Below are 17,894 nucleotides of genomic sequence, written 5' to 3' on the forward strand. Positions count from 1 at the left end.
CCGGGTGCGGGGCGCCTGCGAGGGGCAGGCCGAGTCCGGTCACGGGCTGCTGCTCGTGGAGGAGTTCGCGGACCGCTGGGGCGTGCGGGCCGGGCCCGTCCCGTGCAAGACCGTGTGGGCCGAACTCGATCTGGGGCCTCGCCGATGACGCCCGTACCGAAGCCTGGAAACGCGGTCTCCGGTGGCCTGGGCGTCGGTGCGGCGGGCGGTAAAAGACCAAAGAACTCCGGGGGGAAAAACCCTCCGACCAACCAAACCTCGTGTACGTCACACGGGCGGGTGAAAGCGGCTGGTTCGGCTGGCGCACGGGCGGATCGGGCGGGCACTCTCACCGCAAGCGACACCCACAACTCCACATCCCCACACATGCTTCGGCCCCCGCCGGGACGGCAATCCCAGTGCGAGGGCCTCACCAAAGAGGAAGCTGCAACCTTCCCCATGGCTATGCCCAAGCTTATCGATGCCCTGCCCCCGAGTCAGGGAGTACGGCACAACGCCACCCACTCCGGTGTCAGGCACGTACGTGAGTACCAGCCCGACCGGTACACGATCGTCGGCAACCACCTCGCCCAGCACCGCGGACTCTCCGCGGCCGCCATCGGGATCGCCGTGCACATCCTGTCGCTGCCCGAGGGCGCGCGGGTCGACATCCGCAGCCTCGCCGAGTGGTTCCCCGAGGGGAGGGGCCGGATCTCCGGCGCGCTGAGGGAGCTGGAGGAGCGCGGCTATGTCGAGCGGGTCCGGGAGCGGCTTCCCTCCGGGCGGGTGGTCACGCGTACGTTCGCGTACCACGCCCCCGCGCTCACCCGGGCCCGGCGGGAGGGAGAGCCGGGAACGACCCCCGCCCCGGCGGCCCCGGCACCCCCGACGATCACGGCCGCGCCGTCCCCCGACGCCGTGTCCGAGCCGGTCGTGGCAGCCGACGTCGTACACGGCGGCGGAGGACCGGTCACCGCGACCGGGTCTGCCGGGCCGCCTGCCAGGTCTCCCGAGCCGACCGTCGTCGAGCCGGGGCCGCCCCGCGGCGAGCACCACGAGAAGGCCGAAGCGTTGCTTGCCGGGCTGCGTCGGACCGATGGCCGGTTGACGCTGTCCGGGTGCGAGGTGCGGCGGCTGGCTCCCCTGGTCGTCCCCTGGTTCGAGAACGGTCTCGGCAGATCGTCGGTGATCTACGCCCTGACCAACGGCCTTCCCCTCCAGGTACGCAACCCGGCCGGCTTTCTCCGTAACCGCCTGCTGGATCTGCTCCCACCGGCACTGCCACCCCTTCCGGGCGGCGATGGGGGCGGGCCGCTCACGAGTCGGCCGCTGCCCCGCCCACCCGGCATGGAGGACTGGGAGGACTGCGGGGGCGGCTGCAACAGGGTCTTCAGGGCGCCGTTCCGGGGAGCGTGGTGCCGCGATTGCCGTGCCGCCCGCCCCGGGGAAGCCCCCGTGGCCCCGGTGGACATCCCAGCCTTCGTCTGAGTCTGGCGAGTCGCACCGGAGCCCTCCCTGCGACTCGTCACCGAGGAGGCGGTAGTCGACAGCGCCTCGCTCAGCTAGGGGTCCAGCCGCCGTTGGCGTACCAGTAGTGCGACAGGCCCTCGGTGCCGCTGGTGCGGAACGGGACGCCGTCGTCGTCGATGCGTTCGGTGCCGGTGCGGCCCTGGGAGGACCAGTCGAGCTCCAGGTACCAGCGGCAGTCGCAGCCGTCGGTCCTGGCGTCGACCGCCAGCACCTCGGGATCCGTCACGGAGACCCGGTAGGGCAGGTCCATCGGCGGCACGCGCGTCTCGCCCTCGTAACCCGCGACCGGGTGGGCGATCGGCCGGTCCTTGTCCAGATCCACGGTGAACGAGTGGGGGCCCAGGCCGCCGCCGCAACCCTGGCCCGTGGCGTAGACGTTGCCCTTCACCGGGGCGGCCCGCCCCACGACACGCACCCGCAGTGCCTCCAGGACCACGGCCGCGTCCGTACGTCCCTGCACGGTGATGTCCACCATCGTCTGGCCGCCGTGCACCGCGTCCTGCGAACTCGCCCACGGGGAGGCGTCCTGCGGGGCCGGGGGCGGCGGCACCCGCGCGGGCTCCTTGTCGATGACGTAGTCGTGCTCGCAGCCGACCGCCCAGCGGTGGGAGTTCGCCGTCCAGGTGATCGGTGCGACGGGGGTGGTCTTCGCGGCGGGGGTCGTGGACGGGCTCGTGGACGGGTCCGGCGAGCGGTCGCCCGCGGCGGAGGTGTTCGCCGAGGGCGAGCCGGACGGCCGGCCGTGGGCGGGGGAGGCGGGTGCGGACGGGGTGGCGGAGCTGTGCCCGGCGTCCGTCGTCTTCGCGGCGGCCCGGTCGTCGCCGAGCGCCGAGGAGTGCCCGGACGGCAGCAGGGACAGGCTGCCCAGGGTCGCGATCAGCGCGGTCACGACGGCCGCGGCGAGGGGGGCGCGGCGTCTGTACCAGGGCGGTCGTGAGGCGGGGCTCGGCAGGGGGGCGGGCTCGGGAGACGGGCCGGGGAGACCTCCCTCCGGGGCCTGCGGAGCCTTTGAGATCTCCGGGGGAGCGGGTGCGGGCTCGGCGGCCTTCGGGGGTACGGGGTCGGCGGCCGCCGGGGGAACGGGGGCGGGGGTACGGGCGGGCACGGGCTCGGCCGCCCGCTCGGCCGGGGCGCCCTCGCCGTCCGCCGGGCGGGCCCCGGCGGCTTCCGGTACGGGCTCGGGCGCCGTCCGGGGGCGTTGCCGTGCCGCCACCGCCAGGATCCACCGCCGGTGCAGCTCGATCCGTTCGTCGGGCGTGGCCCCGCACAGCGCGGCGAACCGTTCCACGGATGCGAAGCCGAGCGGTACCGCCTCACCCGCGCAGTAGCGGTGCAGCGTCGAGGCGTTCATGTTCAGGCGGCGCGCGAGTGCCGCGTAACTGCGGTCCGTGCGGTCCTTCAGACGGCGCAGCAGCGCCGCGAACTCCTCCACCTCGTCCTGGGACGACACCGGCTCTCCCTGTCTCGCGTCCCAGGACGGCATCCCAGGCACTCCCGGTACTCAGAGGTCACAGGGCCTGGGACGGTTCCACCGTTGCGGGTCGGCCGTCGTTCGTTGTGCCCCGGCCGAGGGGCCGCCGATGCTTCTGGTGTCGCCGGGTCCGCCCCCCACGCCACGGGGGTCGAGGGGGTCGCAACGCACCCGGCGACGCACTCACGAATCCATCGCTCCATCGCTCCATCGACTTGATCGACTTCATCGAAACCGGGGAACACACTCATGAGCACGAACACGACCGCCCGCAAGACCGTCCGCCGCACCGTTCTGATCGCCGGCCTCGTCGCCGCCGTGGCCCTGCCGCTCGGGCTCACCGCCTCGGCGCAGGCGACCCCGGTCCGGGCGGTCGAGGCCGCCGCGGCGCAGGCGACGGTCACCGGCACGGCGTCCGACAACGTGACCCAGGTCGCCGACTTCTACGGGGCCTACATCGACGCCAAGAGCGACCCGGAGACCGGCGGCGCGCTCGCCACCCAGCTGCGGAAGTTCTACGTCACGGCCGACGGTCTGCGCGAGGTGGAGCAGTGGGAGGCCGCCAACCAGGCGGACGGCGTCCTGCACGCCCAGAACGTCCCGGCGCAGTGGACGGTCAAGGGCACCGGCACCGCCGGCCGGGTCGCGGTCACCCTCACCTGGGGGCAGTCGGACCCGACGCGGCTCGTGGTCGACCTGGACCGCAACCACAAGATCACGCACATCGCCGGCAAGTGACCGCACCGCCCTCCCGGGGCCGGGGCCGGGTCCGCGCACCGCGGGCCCGGCCCCCGGCCGTGGGGTCCGGGCAGGAGCGGCGGGCGCGGACTCCGACGGAGGGGCGGCGCGGACTCCGACGGATCGTCGGCAAAGGTGCTTCCGGGGCGGGCGTAGCGTAGACGGCATGACGAAGTACGGATCCTTCCCCGGTACGCGTCCGCGCCGGCTGCGTACCACCCCCGCCATGCGCAACATGGTCGCCGAGACCCGGCTGCACCCGGCCGACTTCATCCTCCCCGCGTTCGTGCGCGAAGGAGTGAGCGAGCCGGTGCCGATCGGTTCGATGCCCGGGGTCGTGCAGCACACCCGGGACAGCCTGAAGAAGGCCGCGGCGGAGGCGGTGGAGGCGGGGATCTCCGGGATCATGCTCTTCGGGGTGCCCGAGGAGTCGAAGAAGGACGCGCTCGGCACGCCGGGCACCGACCCGGACGGGATTCTCCAGGTCGCGCTGCGCGATGTGCGCGCCGAGGTCGGCGACGACCTGCTGGTGATGTCCGACCTGTGCCTGGACGAGACCACCGACCACGGGCACTGCGGTGTCCTCGACGAGCAGGGCCGCATCGACAACGACGCCACGCTGGAGCGCTACGCCGAGATGGCGCAGGTCCAGGCCGACGCGGGCGCCCATGTGGTCGGGCCGAGCGGGATGATGGACGGGCAGATCGGGGTCATCCGCGACGCGCTCGACCAGATCGGCCGCGAGGACGTGGCGATCCTCGCCTACACCGTCAAGTACGCCTCCGCGTTCTACGGGCCGTTCCGCGAGGCCGTCGGCTCGTCGCTGAAGGGCGACCGCAAGACCTACCAGCAGGACCCGGCGAACAGCCGCGAGTCCCTGCGGGAGCTCGCGCTGGACCTGGCGGAGGGCGCCGACATGGTGATGGTCAAGCCGGCCGGCCCCTACCTCGACATCCTGGCGAAGGTCGCCGACGCCGTGGACGTGCCGGTCGCCGCGTACCAGATCTCCGGCGAGTACTCGATGATCGAGGCCGCCGCGGAGAAGGGCTGGATCGACCGGGACCGGGCGATCCTGGAGTCGCTGACCGGCATCAAGCGGGCGGGAGCGCAGAACATCCTCACCTACTGGGCGACCGAGGTGGCGCGCAAGCTGCGCTGACGGCGCCGGACACCCGGACATGGGCGCGATCAACTCCCCTGGGGAGTTAGGTTGTTGATCGCAGGATTGGTTGTCCGTTGAATGACCGACTCTCCCAGGGAGACGCCCATGTCCGGTGACGCGCTCAGCCAGGACCCCGCCGAGCTGCGCAGGAGGATCGACACCACCAGGGCTCATCCGGCCCGGGTCTACGACGTCTTCCTCGGCGGCAAGGACAACTACCCCGTCGACCGCGCGGCGGCCGCCGCCGCGCTCGGCGCCAACCCGCGCGGCTACCTCGACGTACGGCACAACCGCGACTTCATGCGCCGGGCGGTGACCGCGCTGGCGAAGGAGGACGGCATCCGCCAGTTCCTCGACATCGGCACCGGGCTGCCGACCGCCGAGAACGTCCACCAGATCGCCCAGCGGATCATCCCCGACTCCCGGGTCGTCTACGTCGACAACGACCCGGTGGTGCTCGCGCACGCGCGCGCCCTGCTGACCTCCGGGCCCGAGGGCGTCACCGACTACATCGACGCCGACTTCAAGAACCCGGCCCAGATACTCGAACAGGCCGCGAAGACAATCGACTTCGACCAGCCGATCGCCCTCTGCCTGGTGGCGATCCTGCACTTCGTCGAGGACGAGGAGGCCTACCCGATCGTCCGCGGACTCGTCGACGCCCTGCCGTCCGGCAGCCGGGTCGTGCTCAGCCACCTCACCGAGGACCTCAACCCCGAGAACATCCGCGCGGTGCAACGCACCTACACCGAGCGCGGGTTCACCTTCGTGCTGCGCACCCGGGCCGAGGTCGAGCGCTTCTTCACCGACAGCGGCCTGGAGCTCGTCGAGCCGGGCGTCGTCCCGGCGCACCACTGGCACCCGGACGACGCGGCCCCCGTCCCCGAGCAGCCCGAGGCCGAGTACCTCGCCACGCTCGACGCCATCGACAAGGTCCGCTACCACGACATCAACGACGTCACGGACGCCGACATCAACGTCTACGCGGCGCTCGGCCGCAAGGTGTGACACCGGCGTCCGGCCGGTCTCAGTCCCACCAGAAGTACCAGGTCTCCGCCGCGATCAGCCTCTTGGCGTAGTCCCGCAGGGCGTCCGGGCCGTCCTGCGGGAGCGTGTCGGGGCAGAACGCGAAGTGTTCCGCCGCCACCGCCTCGGCCTGTTCCGGGGTGGTGGGCGGCGCGGCGACCGAGACGGCCATGCTGTCGAAACCGAGGCCCACGACCCGTATGCCGAAGCGGTCCTCCCAGGAGCGCAGCACCGCGCAGTGCACGGCGACGTCGTTCTCGTAGTTCAACGCGCCGGTCCAGCCGATGGCCGCCGGGATGTCCGCGCTGCGGCGCGCGGGCACCAGCGCCAGATGCGGCTCTTTGAACCGGGTGCGCTCCTCGGCCAGGAGGTCGGCGACCTCGGCCGCCCGGCTGTCCGGATCGGCGGTACGGGCCGGCGGCGCGCACAGTCCCGGCCACTCGTCGTCCGCCGCCGCGTACTCGTCCCAGAAGTCGGCGAGCACCTCCTCGGCGTCGTGGTCGCCCGGGTAGGACACCTCCCCGGGCATCAGCCCCCACTCCCGCGGCCCGCCCTGCCGACCGCCGAGGTCCAGCAGCACCGGCAGCAGCCCGGCCCGCCCCGCGCGGGCGCCCAGTGCCGTCCAGTTGCCGGCGGACACGGGCTGCTCGGCGTGCCACAGCAACGGCTCGTGCCAGGGGCCGTCGTCGGTAGCGTCGATCAGTCTCCCCAGCGGGAGTTGGAGCCCGAGCGAGCGTCCGCTCGGGTCGGCCGCCAGCGCGGGCAGCGGGTTGGGAAGGGTCGCCATGGCGCCGACTCTAGGGGGAGGCACTGACAGCGGGAGTTCGCCGGGTGGGCCGGGGGCCGGGACCGGGCTGTCGGTGGTGGGCTAGCGGGTGACGAAGCCGATGAAGGCGGTCCAGGCGGCCGGGGCGACCTGAAGGGTGGGGCCGTCCGCTGCGGGGTTCTTGGAGTCGCGGACGTGGACGGTGTGGGGGCAGGCGGCGATACGGATGCTGCTCTCGCCGGACTTCGCTGAGCTGGGCGCGCATCTCACCGCGACCGACGGCCGGGTCACCGGCTGGGAGCAGGACCCCGACCGCTCGGTACCCCATCTCGTCGAGGAGTGCGCGAGCGCGTACGGGCTCGGCGCTGACGCGGCCGCCCTGTACCTGATGCTGCTCGCCCTGCCCGACCCGACCGACCGGAACGTCAAGCGGTGGACCGGCTGGAAGCCCGTCCGCTTCAAGGCCGCGCACGCCGAACTCGCCGCGTCCGGACGGGTGATACGGGCCGACCGAGCGCGGGCCGGACGCACCCTGTTCCTGCCCGGCTCCTGGCAGGAGGCCAAGGCGCCGCGCCTGCCGCTGGAGCGGTCGAAGCTGAGACTGCTGCCGAACGCGCGAGAGCACCGGTCCACGGCACATACGGCGGTCGTGCCGCACATGCCGATACCGGTGCTCTTCGAGCGGGCCTGGGAGTTCATGAGTCCTGCCGACGGTGCCCAACGAGTGGTATAACGAATGGTATGGCGACCAGCAAGCTCACGGTGACCGTGCCGGACGAACTCCTTCAGGCGGCGCGGGAGGCCGCTGACGGCAATCTGTCGGCGTTCGTCGCCAGAGCCATAAGAGATCAGCTGCTCCGCGATGCCATGACGCTGTACGCCGAGGACAGTGCCCGCATCGGCGACGACCTGGATGACCTCTACAGCGCGGCGGAGGACGACCTGTGCGACAACTGAAGCGCGGACAGGTGTGGACCGTCCCCACGGTGGGGCGGGACCGCACGGTGGTCATCGTCCAGAACGACCACGTCGCCGAACTCCATCCGGGTGCCGTTCTGTGCGCCCTGCTTGATACGTCCGGGGAGCGGAGAGAGTCGCTGGTCACGGTGCGGGTGACGACTCCGCTTCGCGGCGTGGTCCTCGCGCCGGACCTCTACAACTTCCGGCTGACGCGCTTCGAGCAGGGGAAGTACCACGGAGACGTTCCCGGCGAGCAGATGGAACGCGTGGACATCGCGTTGCGTGCTGTGCTGAGTCTCTGATAGCGGTCGACGGAAGTTGCCGGTCGGGTGTTTTCCGCCCTGGTGTCGATGGCCACCGATAACGTGGAGGTCTGGACGACCCAGGGGGACGATTTGGCCGACCAGCCTGTGCTCGCGCAGTTGCACTTCGGGCGCGAGGATGCCGAACGGGATGTGACCGAGGGGCTGTTGTTACGCGGCGGGTTCCTGTCGAACGCCGCTTATCGGGCCGCGCTCAGCGGACGCAAGATGCTGATCATCGGGCGTAAGGGGTCCGGTAAGAGCGCCATCTGTATGCGGTTGATGTCGGATGCCGGGCACGGTGGCGGGAAGGTGCTCGTCACTCCTGACGAGGCCGCGGGCGAGGAGATCCGGCGGTTCGAGTTGCAAGGGCTGCCGGGGGACTCGGCCAAGGCGCTGATCTGGCGGTACGTGTTCGCCGTGCACACCGCTCGGCATCTGGTGGGGCACGCCAAGGACGCGCACGGCGATAAGCCCGACTCGGTGAAGGCGCTCGGGCGGTTCCTCAAGCAGAACGGAGAAGGACCGGATGGTGGGGGCCGGCTGGTGGAGCGGCTGGCCCAGGGGGCACGGGGGCTGCAGAGTTCGCTGTCACTGGAGGCGCTCGGAGTCAAGGCGAGTGTGGATCTCGCCCAGTCCCCTTCCGAAGGGGCGCGGGCCGCAAGGCAGTTGGAGATCGTCGAGCAGGGTGTCGTGCGGGCCCTCGCCGATCTGGGTTGCGACGGTGTCGTGCACCCCCCGTTGCTGCTCATGGTCGACCAGTTGGAGCAGGTGTGGTCGGCCGAGCCGGACAGCAACTCGATGGTGATCGGGCTGCTGCTGGCGGCGAAGCATGCGGTGAGCCTGTACGGACGTTCCGTACGGTTTCTGTTGTTCCTGCGGGCCGACATCTACGACTCGCTGTCGTTCGGGGAGGGCGACAAATTCCACGGCGATGAGCTCAGGATCGCTTGGACGGAACAGGCGCTGCGGGATCTCGCACTGGCCCGGGCGCAGGCCTCCGTCGGGGCCGGGCTGACCGAGGAGCAGTTGTGGAAGGAACTGTTCCCACAGACGGTGGGCGGGGAGGAGATCACGGCGTATCTTTTCCGGCGCTGTCTTCCCCGACCGCGCGATGCTATCCAGTTCCTCAACGCCTGCGTGGAAAAGGCCTGGCTGGAGCAGCAGCGGGACCACGTCACCGAGGTGGACGTGATGCAGGCGGGCCGGCAGTTCTCGGAGTGGAAGCTCAAGGACCTGGCCTCGGAGTACCTGGTCGCGCACCCCTTCCTGCGCAACCTCTTCCCGCTCTTCCAGAACACCGGGTACGTCGTCACACGTGCCGCGCTCGCTCGCCGTTTCGAGACGGCGTCCGCGACGCTGCACCACGACTTTCCCGCGTACGCCAACGTGCTGACGCCCTCCGGAGTCATCGACGTGCTGTACAGCGTCGGCCTGCTCGGCGTGCGACGCGGCAACGACGTGGTGTTCACCGGCGACAACGGCCTGCCGGTCCAGCCGCATGAGACGGAGTTCCAGGTCCACCCCTGCTTCCGGGCAGCGCTCGGTGCGACCAGCGCCGTCGACCTGCGGCGCTTCGAGCCCCAGCTCATGGACGCGCGGATCGCTTCGGGCAACTTCAGCCCCGGGGCGTCGGGCGCGTCCTCCCTCAACCGCGACGACCGGCTGCTCATGCAGCTCGCGCGCTCCTGCCACTCCGTCCTCGCCCAGACCGGGCGGGCGGTGGCGCTGACGCGGGACGTCCGGGACGAGATCACGGTTCAGGTCAACCGCGTCCTGGACGACGTCAACCGCATCCCTCCGGGCGCCGCCGCGTCCGTCGGCGTCGACGTGGACGACTACCTTCTCCGCGCCGCCCACTACTTCACCACTCTCGCCGCCCAGCTCCGCGCCGGCGGTCTGGAGGAGACCACGGGCATCGGCGACGTCGTCCGCCGCCTCGACGAGGAGGAACGGCGCCTGCGGAGGTCCGCGGGCGGGTCGCACGGAAGCTCAGGCGACTCGTCGGGCTACTGAAGCCGCCATACTCGTAAGGGAGTTCCGGGACAGAACGCCGTCGGGAGAGAGAACCGGTGCTGAACGAGGTGCTTGCCGGGCGGTTCCGGATCACCGGGCCGTTGGGGGCCGGCGGGATGGGCAGCGTGTGGGCCGCCCAGGACGAGCGGATGCGGCGGGAAGTCGCGGTGAAGGTCGTACATCCGCAGTACGGGATGAACGAGCTGGAGACGCAGGCCCGGTTCCAGCGTGAGGTACAGCTGGCCGGACGGCTGGCCCATCAGAACATCGTGACCGTGCACGACTGGGGTGAGGCATCGGTCGACGGGCGTCCCACCCTGTTCCTCGTCATGGAGCTGGTGCGGGGCGAGTCCATGCATCGTCGGCTCAAAGAGCCGACGGCGGGCTGGCCGCTTGCCGTGGGGTGGGGTGCTCAGATCGCGGAGGCGCTGCATGCCGCGCACCGCCAGGGCGTGGTGCACCGGGACATCAAGCCCGCCAACGTGCTGCTCACCGGCGAGGGGATCGTGAAAGTCCTCGACTTCGGGGTCGCGAAGTTCATGGGGGAGACCCTCGGAGCCCGGGAACTCACCGTCACAGGTGTGCCGCTCGGCTCCCCGCAGTACATGTCTCCGGAGCAGGCCGAGGGCGCCCGAGAGGTGGACCACCGAAGCGATCTCTACTCCCTGGGCTGTCTCCTCTATCACGCGGTGGCCGGCAGACCGCCTTTCACCAGCAACGTCCAGTGGGCCGTACTCCGGATGCAGATGCAGGACACCGCGATCGCTCCGGCGGCCTTCGTCGATGGACTTCCCACCCCCTTGAACGACCTCATCCTTCAGTTGCTCGCCAAACGCCCGGAAGACCGCCCGGCGGACGCGGCGGCTGTTTACGACACCCTGAGCGTCCTTCTCGCCGACCATGCGGTGACGGAGCCCGGCAGGAACATCCTGGACGACACACAACTGGGGCACAGCCACTCGGTGTCGGGGCGGATTCTGAAACGGGCACGGGAGCAGTTCCAGTGGACGGAGCGGAACAGGGAGGAGGCCGAGCAGCTGTACGCCGCCGCGCTCGCCGAAAGCAACTCCCTGGTCGAAAGGGCTCGCGCGGACGCGGACGAACTGCTTGCCGAGGCCCGCCGGGATGCCACCGCCATCCTGGAGCGCGCGGAGGAGCTGCACGAGCGGGCCCGCCGCGAGGCCATCGAGACGATGAAGTCCGTCATCGGCCGTTGCGATGCGCTCATCAAGGCCGCCGAGGAGAAGTTCGCCAAGGCGCAGGCGGCCGAGCAACTGGTCTCGGAGGCCAATTCCGAGGCGGTCAAGGGCCGTGCCGCGCTCAAGAAGGCCGAGGATCTGCTCCAGCTGGTCGAGCAGAAGCGGGTACGGGAGGCCGAAGAGCTCAGGTCCGAGGTCGAGAGAGCCACCGCGCAGACGTCTGCGGAGGAAGTCCGGCGGGCCGAGGAGGGTTACTACCAGGTCTTCAAACAGTCGATCAACGGTAGCCTCCCCACCCCGGCCCGGTTCAGTGACAGCGTGAAGGCGACGTACGGCATCACGCTCCCGCCGAGTGAGGCCGATCGCATGACGAGCCGCTTCACCAACCGCTTGATGGCGGAGCTGGCGGAGGACCACATCGCGTAGCAGCACCGCGTTCACGCCTGCCGCAGGGCGCTGGAAGAGCTCCTGGAGTCTTTACTCGCGGGAGCTCCCCCTGCCCTGATCACGCAGACCTGATCACGAATGGTCAGAGCCGCTCGGGCGTCCTGATGCCCAGCAGGTCCATGCCCTTGTGCAGCGTCCGGGCCGTCAGGTCGACCAGGAACAGGCGGTTCTCCACCTGCTCCGGGGTCTCGGCCTTCAGGACCGGGCACTGGTCGTAGAACGTGGTCAGCAGCGACGCGAGCTGGTACAGGTACGACGCCAGCTTGTGCGGCTCGTGGCTCGCCGCCACCTCCAGCACCGTCTCGCCGAACTGGTCCAGGTGCAGGCCCAGCGCCCGCTCCGCCGGGGCCAGTTCCAGCTCCGGGTGGGCGGTGGGACGGGCCTCGCCCGCCTTGCGCAGGATCGACTTGATCCGGGCGTAGGCGTACTGGAGGTAGACGGACGTGTCGCCGTTCAGCGACACCATCTGGTCCAGGTCGAACTTGTAGTCGCGCACCGCCGACGTCGACAGGTCCGCGTACTTCACGGCGCCGATGCCGACGTACCGGCCGTTCTCGACGATCTCCTGCTCGGACAGGCCGACCTTCTCGGCCTTCTCCCGCACGACGGTCGTCGCCCGGTCCACCGCCTCGTCGAGCAGGTCGACCAGCTTGACCGTCTCGCCCTCACGGGTCTTGAACGGCTTGCCGTCCTTGCCGAGGACCGTGCCGAAGGCGAGCTGGAACGCCGTGACGTCGTCGTTCAGCCAGCCGGCCCGGCGGGCGGTCTCGAAGACCATCCGGAAGTGCAGCGCCTGCCGGGCGTCCACCACGTACAGCAGCGAGTTCGCCTTCAGGTTGAAGACGCGGTCGCGGATCGCGGACAGGTCGGTGGCCGCGTAGCCGTAGCCGCCGTCGGACTTCTGCACGATCAGCGGGACCGGGTTGCCGTCCGGGCCCTTGACGTCGTCGAAGAACACGCACAGCGCGCCCTCGGAGCGGACCGCGACACCGGACTCCTCCAGCAGCCGGCAGGTCTCCGCGAGCATGTCGTTGTAGCCGGACTCGCCGACGATGTCGGGGTCCCGGATCTCCATGTCCAGCTTCTCGAAGACGGAGAAGAAGTAGATCTTCGACTCGTCCACGAACTTCTGCCAGACGGCGAGCGTGTGCGGGTCACCGGCCTGGAGGTCCACGACCCTGCGCCGGGCCCGCGTCTTGAACTCCTCGTCGGAGTCGAACAGCTTGCGGGCCGCCTTGTAGAGGCGGTCGAGGTTGGACATCGCCTCCTCGCCGCTCACCTCGCCCGACTTGTGGTCCAGCTCGTGCGGGTGCTCGTCCAGGAACTGGATGAGCATGCCGAACTGGGTGCCCCAGTCGCCGATGTGGTGACGCCGTACGACGCTCTCGCCGGTGAACTCCAGGAGCTGGACGACCGCGTCGCCGATCACCGCCGAGCGCAGATGGCCGACGTGCATCTCCTTGGCCACGTTCGGCTGGGCGTAGTCGATCACCGTGGTGCCCGGGTGCGCGGCGAACGGCACTCCGAGGCGGTCGCTGTCCGCGTACCGCGCGGCCAGGTTCTCGGTGATCGCCCGGTCGGCGATCGTGATGTTCAGGAAGCCGGGTCCGGAGACCTCGATGTCCTTGATGACGTCACCCGACCGGACCTGCTCGACGACCTGCGTCGCCAGCTCCCGCGGATTGGCCTTGGCCTTCTTCGCGAGCGCCAGGATGCCGTTCGCCTGGAAGTCCGCCCGGTCGCTTCGGCGCAGCAGCGGGTCCGCGGAACCGGCGTCCGGCAGGGCTGCCGAGAGGGCCGACGCGAGTTGCTGCTGTACGGAGTCGCTGAGGGACGTGACCGAGGCCATGGGATGGATGCCGTTCTCCTCGTGGAATGGATAGACCCGCCCAGTATCCCACGGGGGGTAAAGCGGTTTTCCCAGGCGCGTGGTGGTCTGGGAGAATGGGGACGGTCAGTACCCCAGAGAATTCCTTCAGAAAAAGAGGACGTGCCGATCGTGGCTCAGAGCGCCGAGACCACCGACTGGGTCTCCCGTTTCGCGGACGAGGTCATCGAGGAGTCGGAGCGTCGGGCCCCGGGCAAAACGGCGTCACCCGACGCCGATCCGGTCGTCGTGGTCGCGTCCGGTCTCTCCCCCTCCGGCCCCATCCACCTGGGCAACCTCCGCGAGGTCATGACCCCGCACCTGGTCGCCGACGAGATCCGCCGACGGGGCCGGCAGGTCCGGCACCTGATCTCCTGGGACGACTACGACCGCTACCGCAAGGTGCCGGCCGGTGTCGCGGGTGTCGACGAGTCCTGGGCCGAGCACATCGGCAAGCCGCTGACCTCCGTCCCGGCCCCGAAGGGCTCCGCGTACCCGAACTGGGCCGAGCACTTCAAGGCCGCCATGGTCGAGGCGCTCGCCGAGCTGGGCGTCGAGTTCGACGGGATCAGCCAGACCGAGCAGTACACCGCCGGCGCCTACCGCGAGCAGATCCTGCACGCCATGAAGCACCGCGGTGACATCGACGCGATCCTCGACCAGTACCGCACCAAGAAGGCACCGGCCAAGCAGCAGTCGCAGAAGCCGGTCGACGAGGCCGAGCTGGAGGCCGCGGAGGGCTCCGGCGCGGCCGCGGAGGACGACGGCAGCGCCGGTTCCGCCGGGTACTTCCCGTACAAGCCGTACTGCGGCAACTGCGAGAAGGACCTGACCACGGTCGCCTCCTACGACGACGACACCACCGAGCTGACGTACTCCTGCAACGAGTGCGGCTTCTCCGAGACCGTCCGGCTGAACGAGTTCAACCGCGGCAAGCTGGTCTGGAAGGTCGACTGGCCGATGCGCTGGGCGTACGAGGGCGTCGTCTTCGAGCCCAGCGGCGTCGACCACTCCTCGCCCGGGTCGAGCTTCCAGGTCGGCGGCCAGATCGTCGGCATCTTCGGCGGCAAGCAGCCCATCGGGCCGATGTACGCGTTCGTCGGCATCAGCGGCATGGCGAAGATGTCGTCGTCGAAGGGCGGTGTGCCCACGCCCGGCGACGCGCTGAAGATCATGGAGCCGCAGCTGCTGCGCTGGCTGTACGCCCGCCGCAGGCCCAACCAGTCCTTCAAGATCGCCTTCGACCAGGAGATCCAGCGCCTGTACGACGAGTGGGACAAGCTCGACGCCAAGGTCGCCGACGGCTCCGCGCTCCCGGCGGACGTCGCCGCCCACGCGCGCGCGGTGCGCACCGCGGACGGCGAGCTGCCGCGCACGGCCCGGCCGCTGCCGTACCGGACGCTGGCCTCGGTCGCGGACATCACCGCCGGGCACGAGGACCAGGCGCTGCGCATCCTGTCCGAGCTCGACCCGCACAACCCGCTGGGCTCGGTGGACGAGGCCCGTCCCCGCTACGACAAGGCGGAGGCGTGGATCAACACCCACGTCCCCGCCGACCAGCGGACCGTCGTGCGCGAGGAGCCGGACGGCGAGCTGCTGAAGTCCCTCGACGAGGCCTCCCGGCAGTCCCTGCGGCTGCTGGCCGACGGGCTGGCCGACCACTGGTCGCTCGACGGTCTGACCCACCTCGTCTACGGCGTTCCCAAGGTCCAGGCCGGCTTCTCCGCCGACGCCACGCCCAAGGAGCTCCCGCCGGAGATCAAGACCGCCCAGCGCACGTTCTTCGCGCTGCTGTACCACCTGCTCGTCGGCCGTGACACCGGCCCGCGTCTGCCCACGCTGCTGCTGGCGGTGGGCCAGGAGCGGGTGCGGGCGCTGCTCGGGGAGTAGCCGCTCCCGGTCCTGGTACTACGACGACGGGGCGCCCGGTGTTCTCACCGGGCGCCCCGTCGTCGTACCCGCTCCTCGTGGGCGCGGACCGCTCACGCGATGTGGTCGTCCTGGAGTTCGGCGGTGTGGCGGTTGGTGAAGCGCAGCACCATCCGCTTGGCGTCGGCGTCCATGACGGAGACGCCCCAGGTCACCTGCACGTTGTCGCTGAACTCGCGCGGGGTGGGGTAGCCGCCGTTGATCGCCTGCTTGAAGACCTGGTAGTACGCCTCCTCGTCCGGCTCCGGGGTGCCGCCGCCCTCGCCGAGCTGACGGGTGCGGTTGGGGCCGGCCGGGATGGGGAAGGTGCCGGTCTCCTCCGGGGAGGGTTCCTGGAGCGGGGGCTCCTCGTCGTACTGGTCCTGGTACTGCTGGGCGGTCTGCTGCTCGGCGAACCAGGCGGCGTACTGCTGTTCCGGGTCGTAGGTCGGGTCGTAGCCGCCCCGGTACTCGGCCTGCTGCGGGGGCTCGACGAACCACGGGCTCTGGTTCGGGTCGGGCACGAACGCGGGCTCCGGGGCGTACGGGCGGTCGTCGGCCGGGGCGGGCTGCTGCGCGGCGGGCGCCTGCTGCTGCCGCTCCGGGGCCGCCTCCACCGCGCGCGGGGCGGCGGCGGCCAGCGGGGCCGGCGCCTCCGCCGTGATCGCCGGCTGCGGGGCCGGGGGGAGCAGGACGGGTTCGATGCCCGCCGCCGCGAGGCCCGCGGGGGCGGTCTCGGACAGCGGGACGCCGTAGCGGGCCAGGCGCAGCGGCATCAGCGACTCGACCGGTGCCTTGCGGCGCCAGGTGCGGCCGAAGCGGGAGTGCAGGCGGGCCTGGTAGACGAGACGTTCCTGCTCCAGCTTGATGACCTGCTCGTAGGAGCGCAGCTCCCAGAGCTTCATCCGGCGCCAGAGCAGGAAGGTCGGCAGGGGGGAGAGCAGCCAGCGGGTGAGGCGGACGCCTTCCATGTGCTTGTCGGCGGTGATGTCGGCGATCCGGCCGATGGCGTGCCGGGCGGCCTCGACCGCGACGACGAACAGGATCGGGATCACCGCGTGCATGCCGGTGCCCAGCGGGTCCGGCCAGGCGGCGGCGCCGTTGAAGGCGATGGTCGCCGCGGTCAGCACCCATGCGGTCTGGCGCAGCAGCGGGAACGGGATCCGGATCCAGGTCAGCAGCAGGTCGAGGGCGAGCAGGACGCAGATGCCCGCGTCGATGCCGATCGGGAAGACATAGGAGAAGTTCCCGAACCCCTTCTTGATCGCCAGCTCGCGCACGGCGGCGTACGAACCGGCGAAGCCGATGCCGGCGATGATCACGGCGCCGGTCACGACCACGCCTATGAGAACGCGGTGCATCCGAGTCAGCTGGATTGGCGCGGCCACCCGTACTCCTCCCCTTGCGTGTTGTTGCGCGCAACAGAGTGGCACATGTGTACGGCGGACGCGTTGCCGGTGGGTCAGGAGCCCGGCTCCGAAAGGGCCGGGCTTCCGCAAAATGCCTGAACGGGCGCGGATTTGACCGCCGAGTGTGACAGTCAGCTCTTCTTCGACGCTGACGTGGACGGGGACGCGCTCGCGGCCTTGGACGCCGACGCCGACGGCGACGCCGCCTTCGACGCCGACTTCGACGGCGAGGGACTTGTCGTGCCCGCGTCGCCGCCCGTCTTGCCGTCGGAGCCGGAGCCGGTGTCGACGCCGTTCGCCGACGCCACGGCCACCGTCGCCTCCTTCGCCGCCTTCTGCGCGGCCTTCACCAGGTCGTCGGCGTTCGGGGCCTTCTCGCCGGCCAGGCCCGCGCCGTTGTAGTCCAGCGTCACGACCACGTTCGCCACCCGGGTCACGACCGTCTGCTGTTTGAAGGCGCCTTCCTTCTTCTTCAGGTCGTAGCGCACGGTCGTCGCCTCGTCACCCGTGCCGGCCAGCGGCTGCGCCGCCGCGTTCTTCGCCTCCGGCACCGCCCGGGCGTCCTGCACCTGCTTGGCGTAGAACGCCTGCGCCTGCTTCTCGCCGCTGCCGCGCGCGGCGTCGGAGTCGAAGCGCAGCAGCGAGACGTTCAGCCAGCGGAACTGCGAACCCTTCACGCCCTTGTTCTCCAGGCTGCTCCAGGAACAGCTGGCACGCGACGCCGCGTCGTCCGACGCGCCCTCCTTGGCCGACTTCGCACCCTTGGGCACCAGCTCGGTCAGCGTCTTCGCCGACAGCACCCCGCACGCCTTCGGCAGCTTCCGGAACGCCGCCGCCTGGACCGTCGGGGACGCGCTCGCCGAGGGGTTCGCACCACCCCCGGAGCCCTGCTGCGTGCTGTCATCGGAGCCGGAGGCGGATCCGGAGTCCGCGCCGGAGTCCGAGGAACAGCCCGCCGCGACCAGGATCACGGGGACCGCCGCCGCACCCACAAGGGCACGGCGAAGGCGCTTCGTTCGCCGGACTCGCTGCTCGTACTGGCCGTCTCGCTGGGCTCGTCGCTGCATGGTTCCTTCACTCATGACGCTCGTGGTTCCTGCGGTCGGATCGGGTC

Annotated in this window: 16 protein-coding genes; 10 read left to right on the forward strand and 6 right to left on the reverse strand. The window is 70.7% G+C overall.

Annotation, left to right across the window (positions count from 1 at the left end; translation table 11 throughout):
* Positions 1 to 444: 444 nt before the first annotated feature.
* Complete coding sequence (locus ACZ60B_RS00005; RefSeq protein ID WP_469382837.1) at positions 445 to 1,467, forward strand: helix-turn-helix domain-containing protein; 1,023 nt, start codon at positions 445 to 447, stop codon at positions 1,465 to 1,467.
* Between the two features lie 70 nt (positions 1,468 to 1,537).
* On the opposite strand, the gene ACZ60B_RS00010 is transcribed toward ACZ60B_RS00005, so the two are convergent.
* The gene (locus ACZ60B_RS00010; protein WP_469382839.1) at positions 1,538 to 2,959 is read right to left on the reverse strand and encodes a helix-turn-helix domain-containing protein; all 1,422 of its coding nucleotides are present in this window, start codon (positions 2,957 to 2,959) and stop codon (positions 1,538 to 1,540) included.
* Positions 2,960 to 3,229: 270 nt separating this feature from the next.
* On the opposite strand from ACZ60B_RS00010, the gene ACZ60B_RS00015 reads away from it, so the two are divergent.
* The 3 genes from ACZ60B_RS00015 to ACZ60B_RS00025 all read left to right on the forward strand — a co-directional run bounded on the left by ACZ60B_RS00015 (position 3,230) and on the right by ACZ60B_RS00025 (position 5,888).
* Positions 3,230 to 3,718, forward strand: a complete 489-nt coding sequence (locus ACZ60B_RS00015) for a hypothetical protein (RefSeq protein ID WP_469382840.1) — start codon at positions 3,230 to 3,232, stop codon at positions 3,716 to 3,718.
* Between the two features lie 166 nt (positions 3,719 to 3,884).
* Positions 3,885 to 4,877, forward strand: a complete 993-nt coding sequence (gene hemB, locus ACZ60B_RS00020) for a porphobilinogen synthase (RefSeq protein WP_469382842.1) — start codon at positions 3,885 to 3,887, stop codon at positions 4,875 to 4,877.
* 108 nt (positions 4,878 to 4,985) lie between these two features.
* Positions 4,986 to 5,888: an SAM-dependent methyltransferase gene (locus ACZ60B_RS00025; RefSeq protein WP_469382844.1), complete on the forward strand. Its 903-nt coding sequence runs from the start codon at positions 4,986 to 4,988 to the stop codon at positions 5,886 to 5,888.
* 19 nt (positions 5,889 to 5,907) lie between these two features.
* On the opposite strand, the gene ACZ60B_RS00030 is transcribed toward ACZ60B_RS00025, so the two are convergent.
* A complete protein-coding gene (locus tag ACZ60B_RS00030) occupies positions 5,908 to 6,693 on the reverse strand; it encodes a DUF4253 domain-containing protein (protein WP_469382846.1) in 786 nt (261 codons plus the stop codon).
* A gap of 81 nt (positions 6,694 to 6,774) precedes the next feature.
* Positions 6,775 to 6,900, reverse strand: coding sequence for a DUF397 domain-containing protein (locus ACZ60B_RS00035; protein ID WP_469383524.1), 126 nt, complete (start codon positions 6,898 to 6,900; stop codon positions 6,775 to 6,777).
* On the opposite strand from ACZ60B_RS00035, the gene ACZ60B_RS00040 reads away from it, so the two are divergent.
* Genes ACZ60B_RS00040 through ACZ60B_RS00060 form a run of 5 tightly spaced genes read left to right on the forward strand, consistent with a single transcriptional unit; the run spans position 6,854 to position 11,575 of the window.
* The gene (locus tag ACZ60B_RS00040) at positions 6,854 to 7,405 is read left to right on the forward strand and encodes a hypothetical protein (protein ID WP_469383568.1); all 552 of its coding nucleotides are present in this window, start codon (positions 6,854 to 6,856) and stop codon (positions 7,403 to 7,405) included. The two genes, ACZ60B_RS00035 and ACZ60B_RS00040, sit on opposite strands and share 47 nt — an antisense overlap.
* An 8-nt stretch (positions 7,406 to 7,413) precedes the next feature.
* Positions 7,414 to 7,629: a hypothetical protein gene (locus ACZ60B_RS00045; protein ID WP_469382848.1), complete on the forward strand. Its 216-nt coding sequence runs from the start codon at positions 7,414 to 7,416 to the stop codon at positions 7,627 to 7,629.
* On the forward strand, positions 7,617 to 7,934 hold the full coding sequence (locus ACZ60B_RS00050; protein WP_469382850.1) for a type II toxin-antitoxin system PemK/MazF family toxin: 318 nt from the start codon (positions 7,617 to 7,619) through the stop codon (positions 7,932 to 7,934). Before ACZ60B_RS00045 ends, ACZ60B_RS00050 begins: the two co-directional genes overlap by 13 nt.
* A gap of 48 nt (positions 7,935 to 7,982) precedes the next feature.
* On the forward strand, positions 7,983 to 9,950 hold the full coding sequence (locus ACZ60B_RS00055) for a P-loop ATPase, Sll1717 family (protein WP_469382852.1): 1,968 nt from the start codon (positions 7,983 to 7,985) through the stop codon (positions 9,948 to 9,950).
* A gap of 56 nt (positions 9,951 to 10,006) precedes the next feature.
* Positions 10,007 to 11,575, forward strand: a complete 1,569-nt coding sequence (locus tag ACZ60B_RS00060; protein ID WP_469382854.1) for a serine/threonine-protein kinase — start codon at positions 10,007 to 10,009, stop codon at positions 11,573 to 11,575.
* A 103-nt stretch (positions 11,576 to 11,678) separates the two neighbouring features.
* Here ACZ60B_RS00060 and argS read toward each other — a convergent pair whose 3' ends face one another.
* Positions 11,679 to 13,445 carry an arginine--tRNA ligase gene (gene argS, locus ACZ60B_RS00065; RefSeq protein ID WP_469382856.1) on the reverse strand — a complete coding sequence of 589 codons (1,767 nt, stop codon included), beginning with the start codon at positions 13,443 to 13,445 and terminating at the stop codon, positions 11,679 to 11,681.
* 141 nt (positions 13,446 to 13,586) lie between these two features.
* On the opposite strand from argS, the gene lysS reads away from it, so the two are divergent.
* The gene (gene lysS, locus ACZ60B_RS00070) at positions 13,587 to 15,353 is read left to right on the forward strand and encodes a lysine--tRNA ligase (protein WP_469382857.1); all 1,767 of its coding nucleotides are present in this window, start codon (positions 13,587 to 13,589) and stop codon (positions 15,351 to 15,353) included.
* A 92-nt stretch (positions 15,354 to 15,445) separates the two neighbouring features.
* On the opposite strand, the gene ACZ60B_RS00075 is transcribed toward lysS, so the two are convergent.
* Both ACZ60B_RS00075 and ACZ60B_RS00080 read right to left on the reverse strand, forming a co-directional pair.
* Positions 15,446 to 16,759 carry a DUF2637 domain-containing protein gene (locus ACZ60B_RS00075; RefSeq protein WP_469382858.1) on the reverse strand — a complete coding sequence of 438 codons (1,314 nt, stop codon included), beginning with the start codon at positions 16,757 to 16,759 and terminating at the stop codon, positions 15,446 to 15,448.
* A gap of 152 nt (positions 16,760 to 16,911) precedes the next feature.
* Entirely contained in the window at positions 16,912 to 17,862 is a 951-nt protein-coding gene (locus tag ACZ60B_RS00080; protein ID WP_469382859.1) for a DUF3558 domain-containing protein, read from the reverse strand.
* Positions 17,863 to 17,894: the final 32 nt, after the last annotated feature.

Source organism: Streptomyces sp. NPDC104096 (assembly GCF_055584385.1).

Excerpts from the sequence above, each read along its gene's own strand:
- ACZ60B_RS00080 (WP_469382859.1), bottom strand. The coding sequence starts at position 17,862 with ATGAGTGAAGGAACCATGCAGCGACGAGCCCAGCGAGACGGCCAGTAC.
- ACZ60B_RS00005 (WP_469382837.1), top strand. The coding sequence starts at position 445 with ATGCCCAAGCTTATCGATGCCCTGCCCCCGAGTCAGGGAGTACGGCAC.
- argS (WP_469382856.1), bottom strand. The coding sequence starts at position 13,445 with ATGGCCTCGGTCACGTCCCTCAGCGACTCCGTACAGCAGCAACTCGCG.
- ACZ60B_RS00015 (WP_469382840.1), top strand. The coding sequence starts at position 3,230 with ATGAGCACGAACACGACCGCCCGCAAGACCGTCCGCCGCACCGTTCTG.
- ACZ60B_RS00030 (WP_469382846.1), bottom strand. The coding sequence starts at position 6,693 with ATGGCGACCCTTCCCAACCCGCTGCCCGCGCTGGCGGCCGACCCGAGC.
- ACZ60B_RS00045 (WP_469382848.1), top strand. The coding sequence starts at position 7,414 with ATGGCGACCAGCAAGCTCACGGTGACCGTGCCGGACGAACTCCTTCAG.
- ACZ60B_RS00025 (WP_469382844.1), top strand. The coding sequence starts at position 4,986 with ATGTCCGGTGACGCGCTCAGCCAGGACCCCGCCGAGCTGCGCAGGAGG.
- ACZ60B_RS00055 (WP_469382852.1), top strand. The coding sequence starts at position 7,983 with ATGGCCACCGATAACGTGGAGGTCTGGACGACCCAGGGGGACGATTTG.
- hemB (WP_469382842.1), top strand. The coding sequence starts at position 3,885 with ATGACGAAGTACGGATCCTTCCCCGGTACGCGTCCGCGCCGGCTGCGT.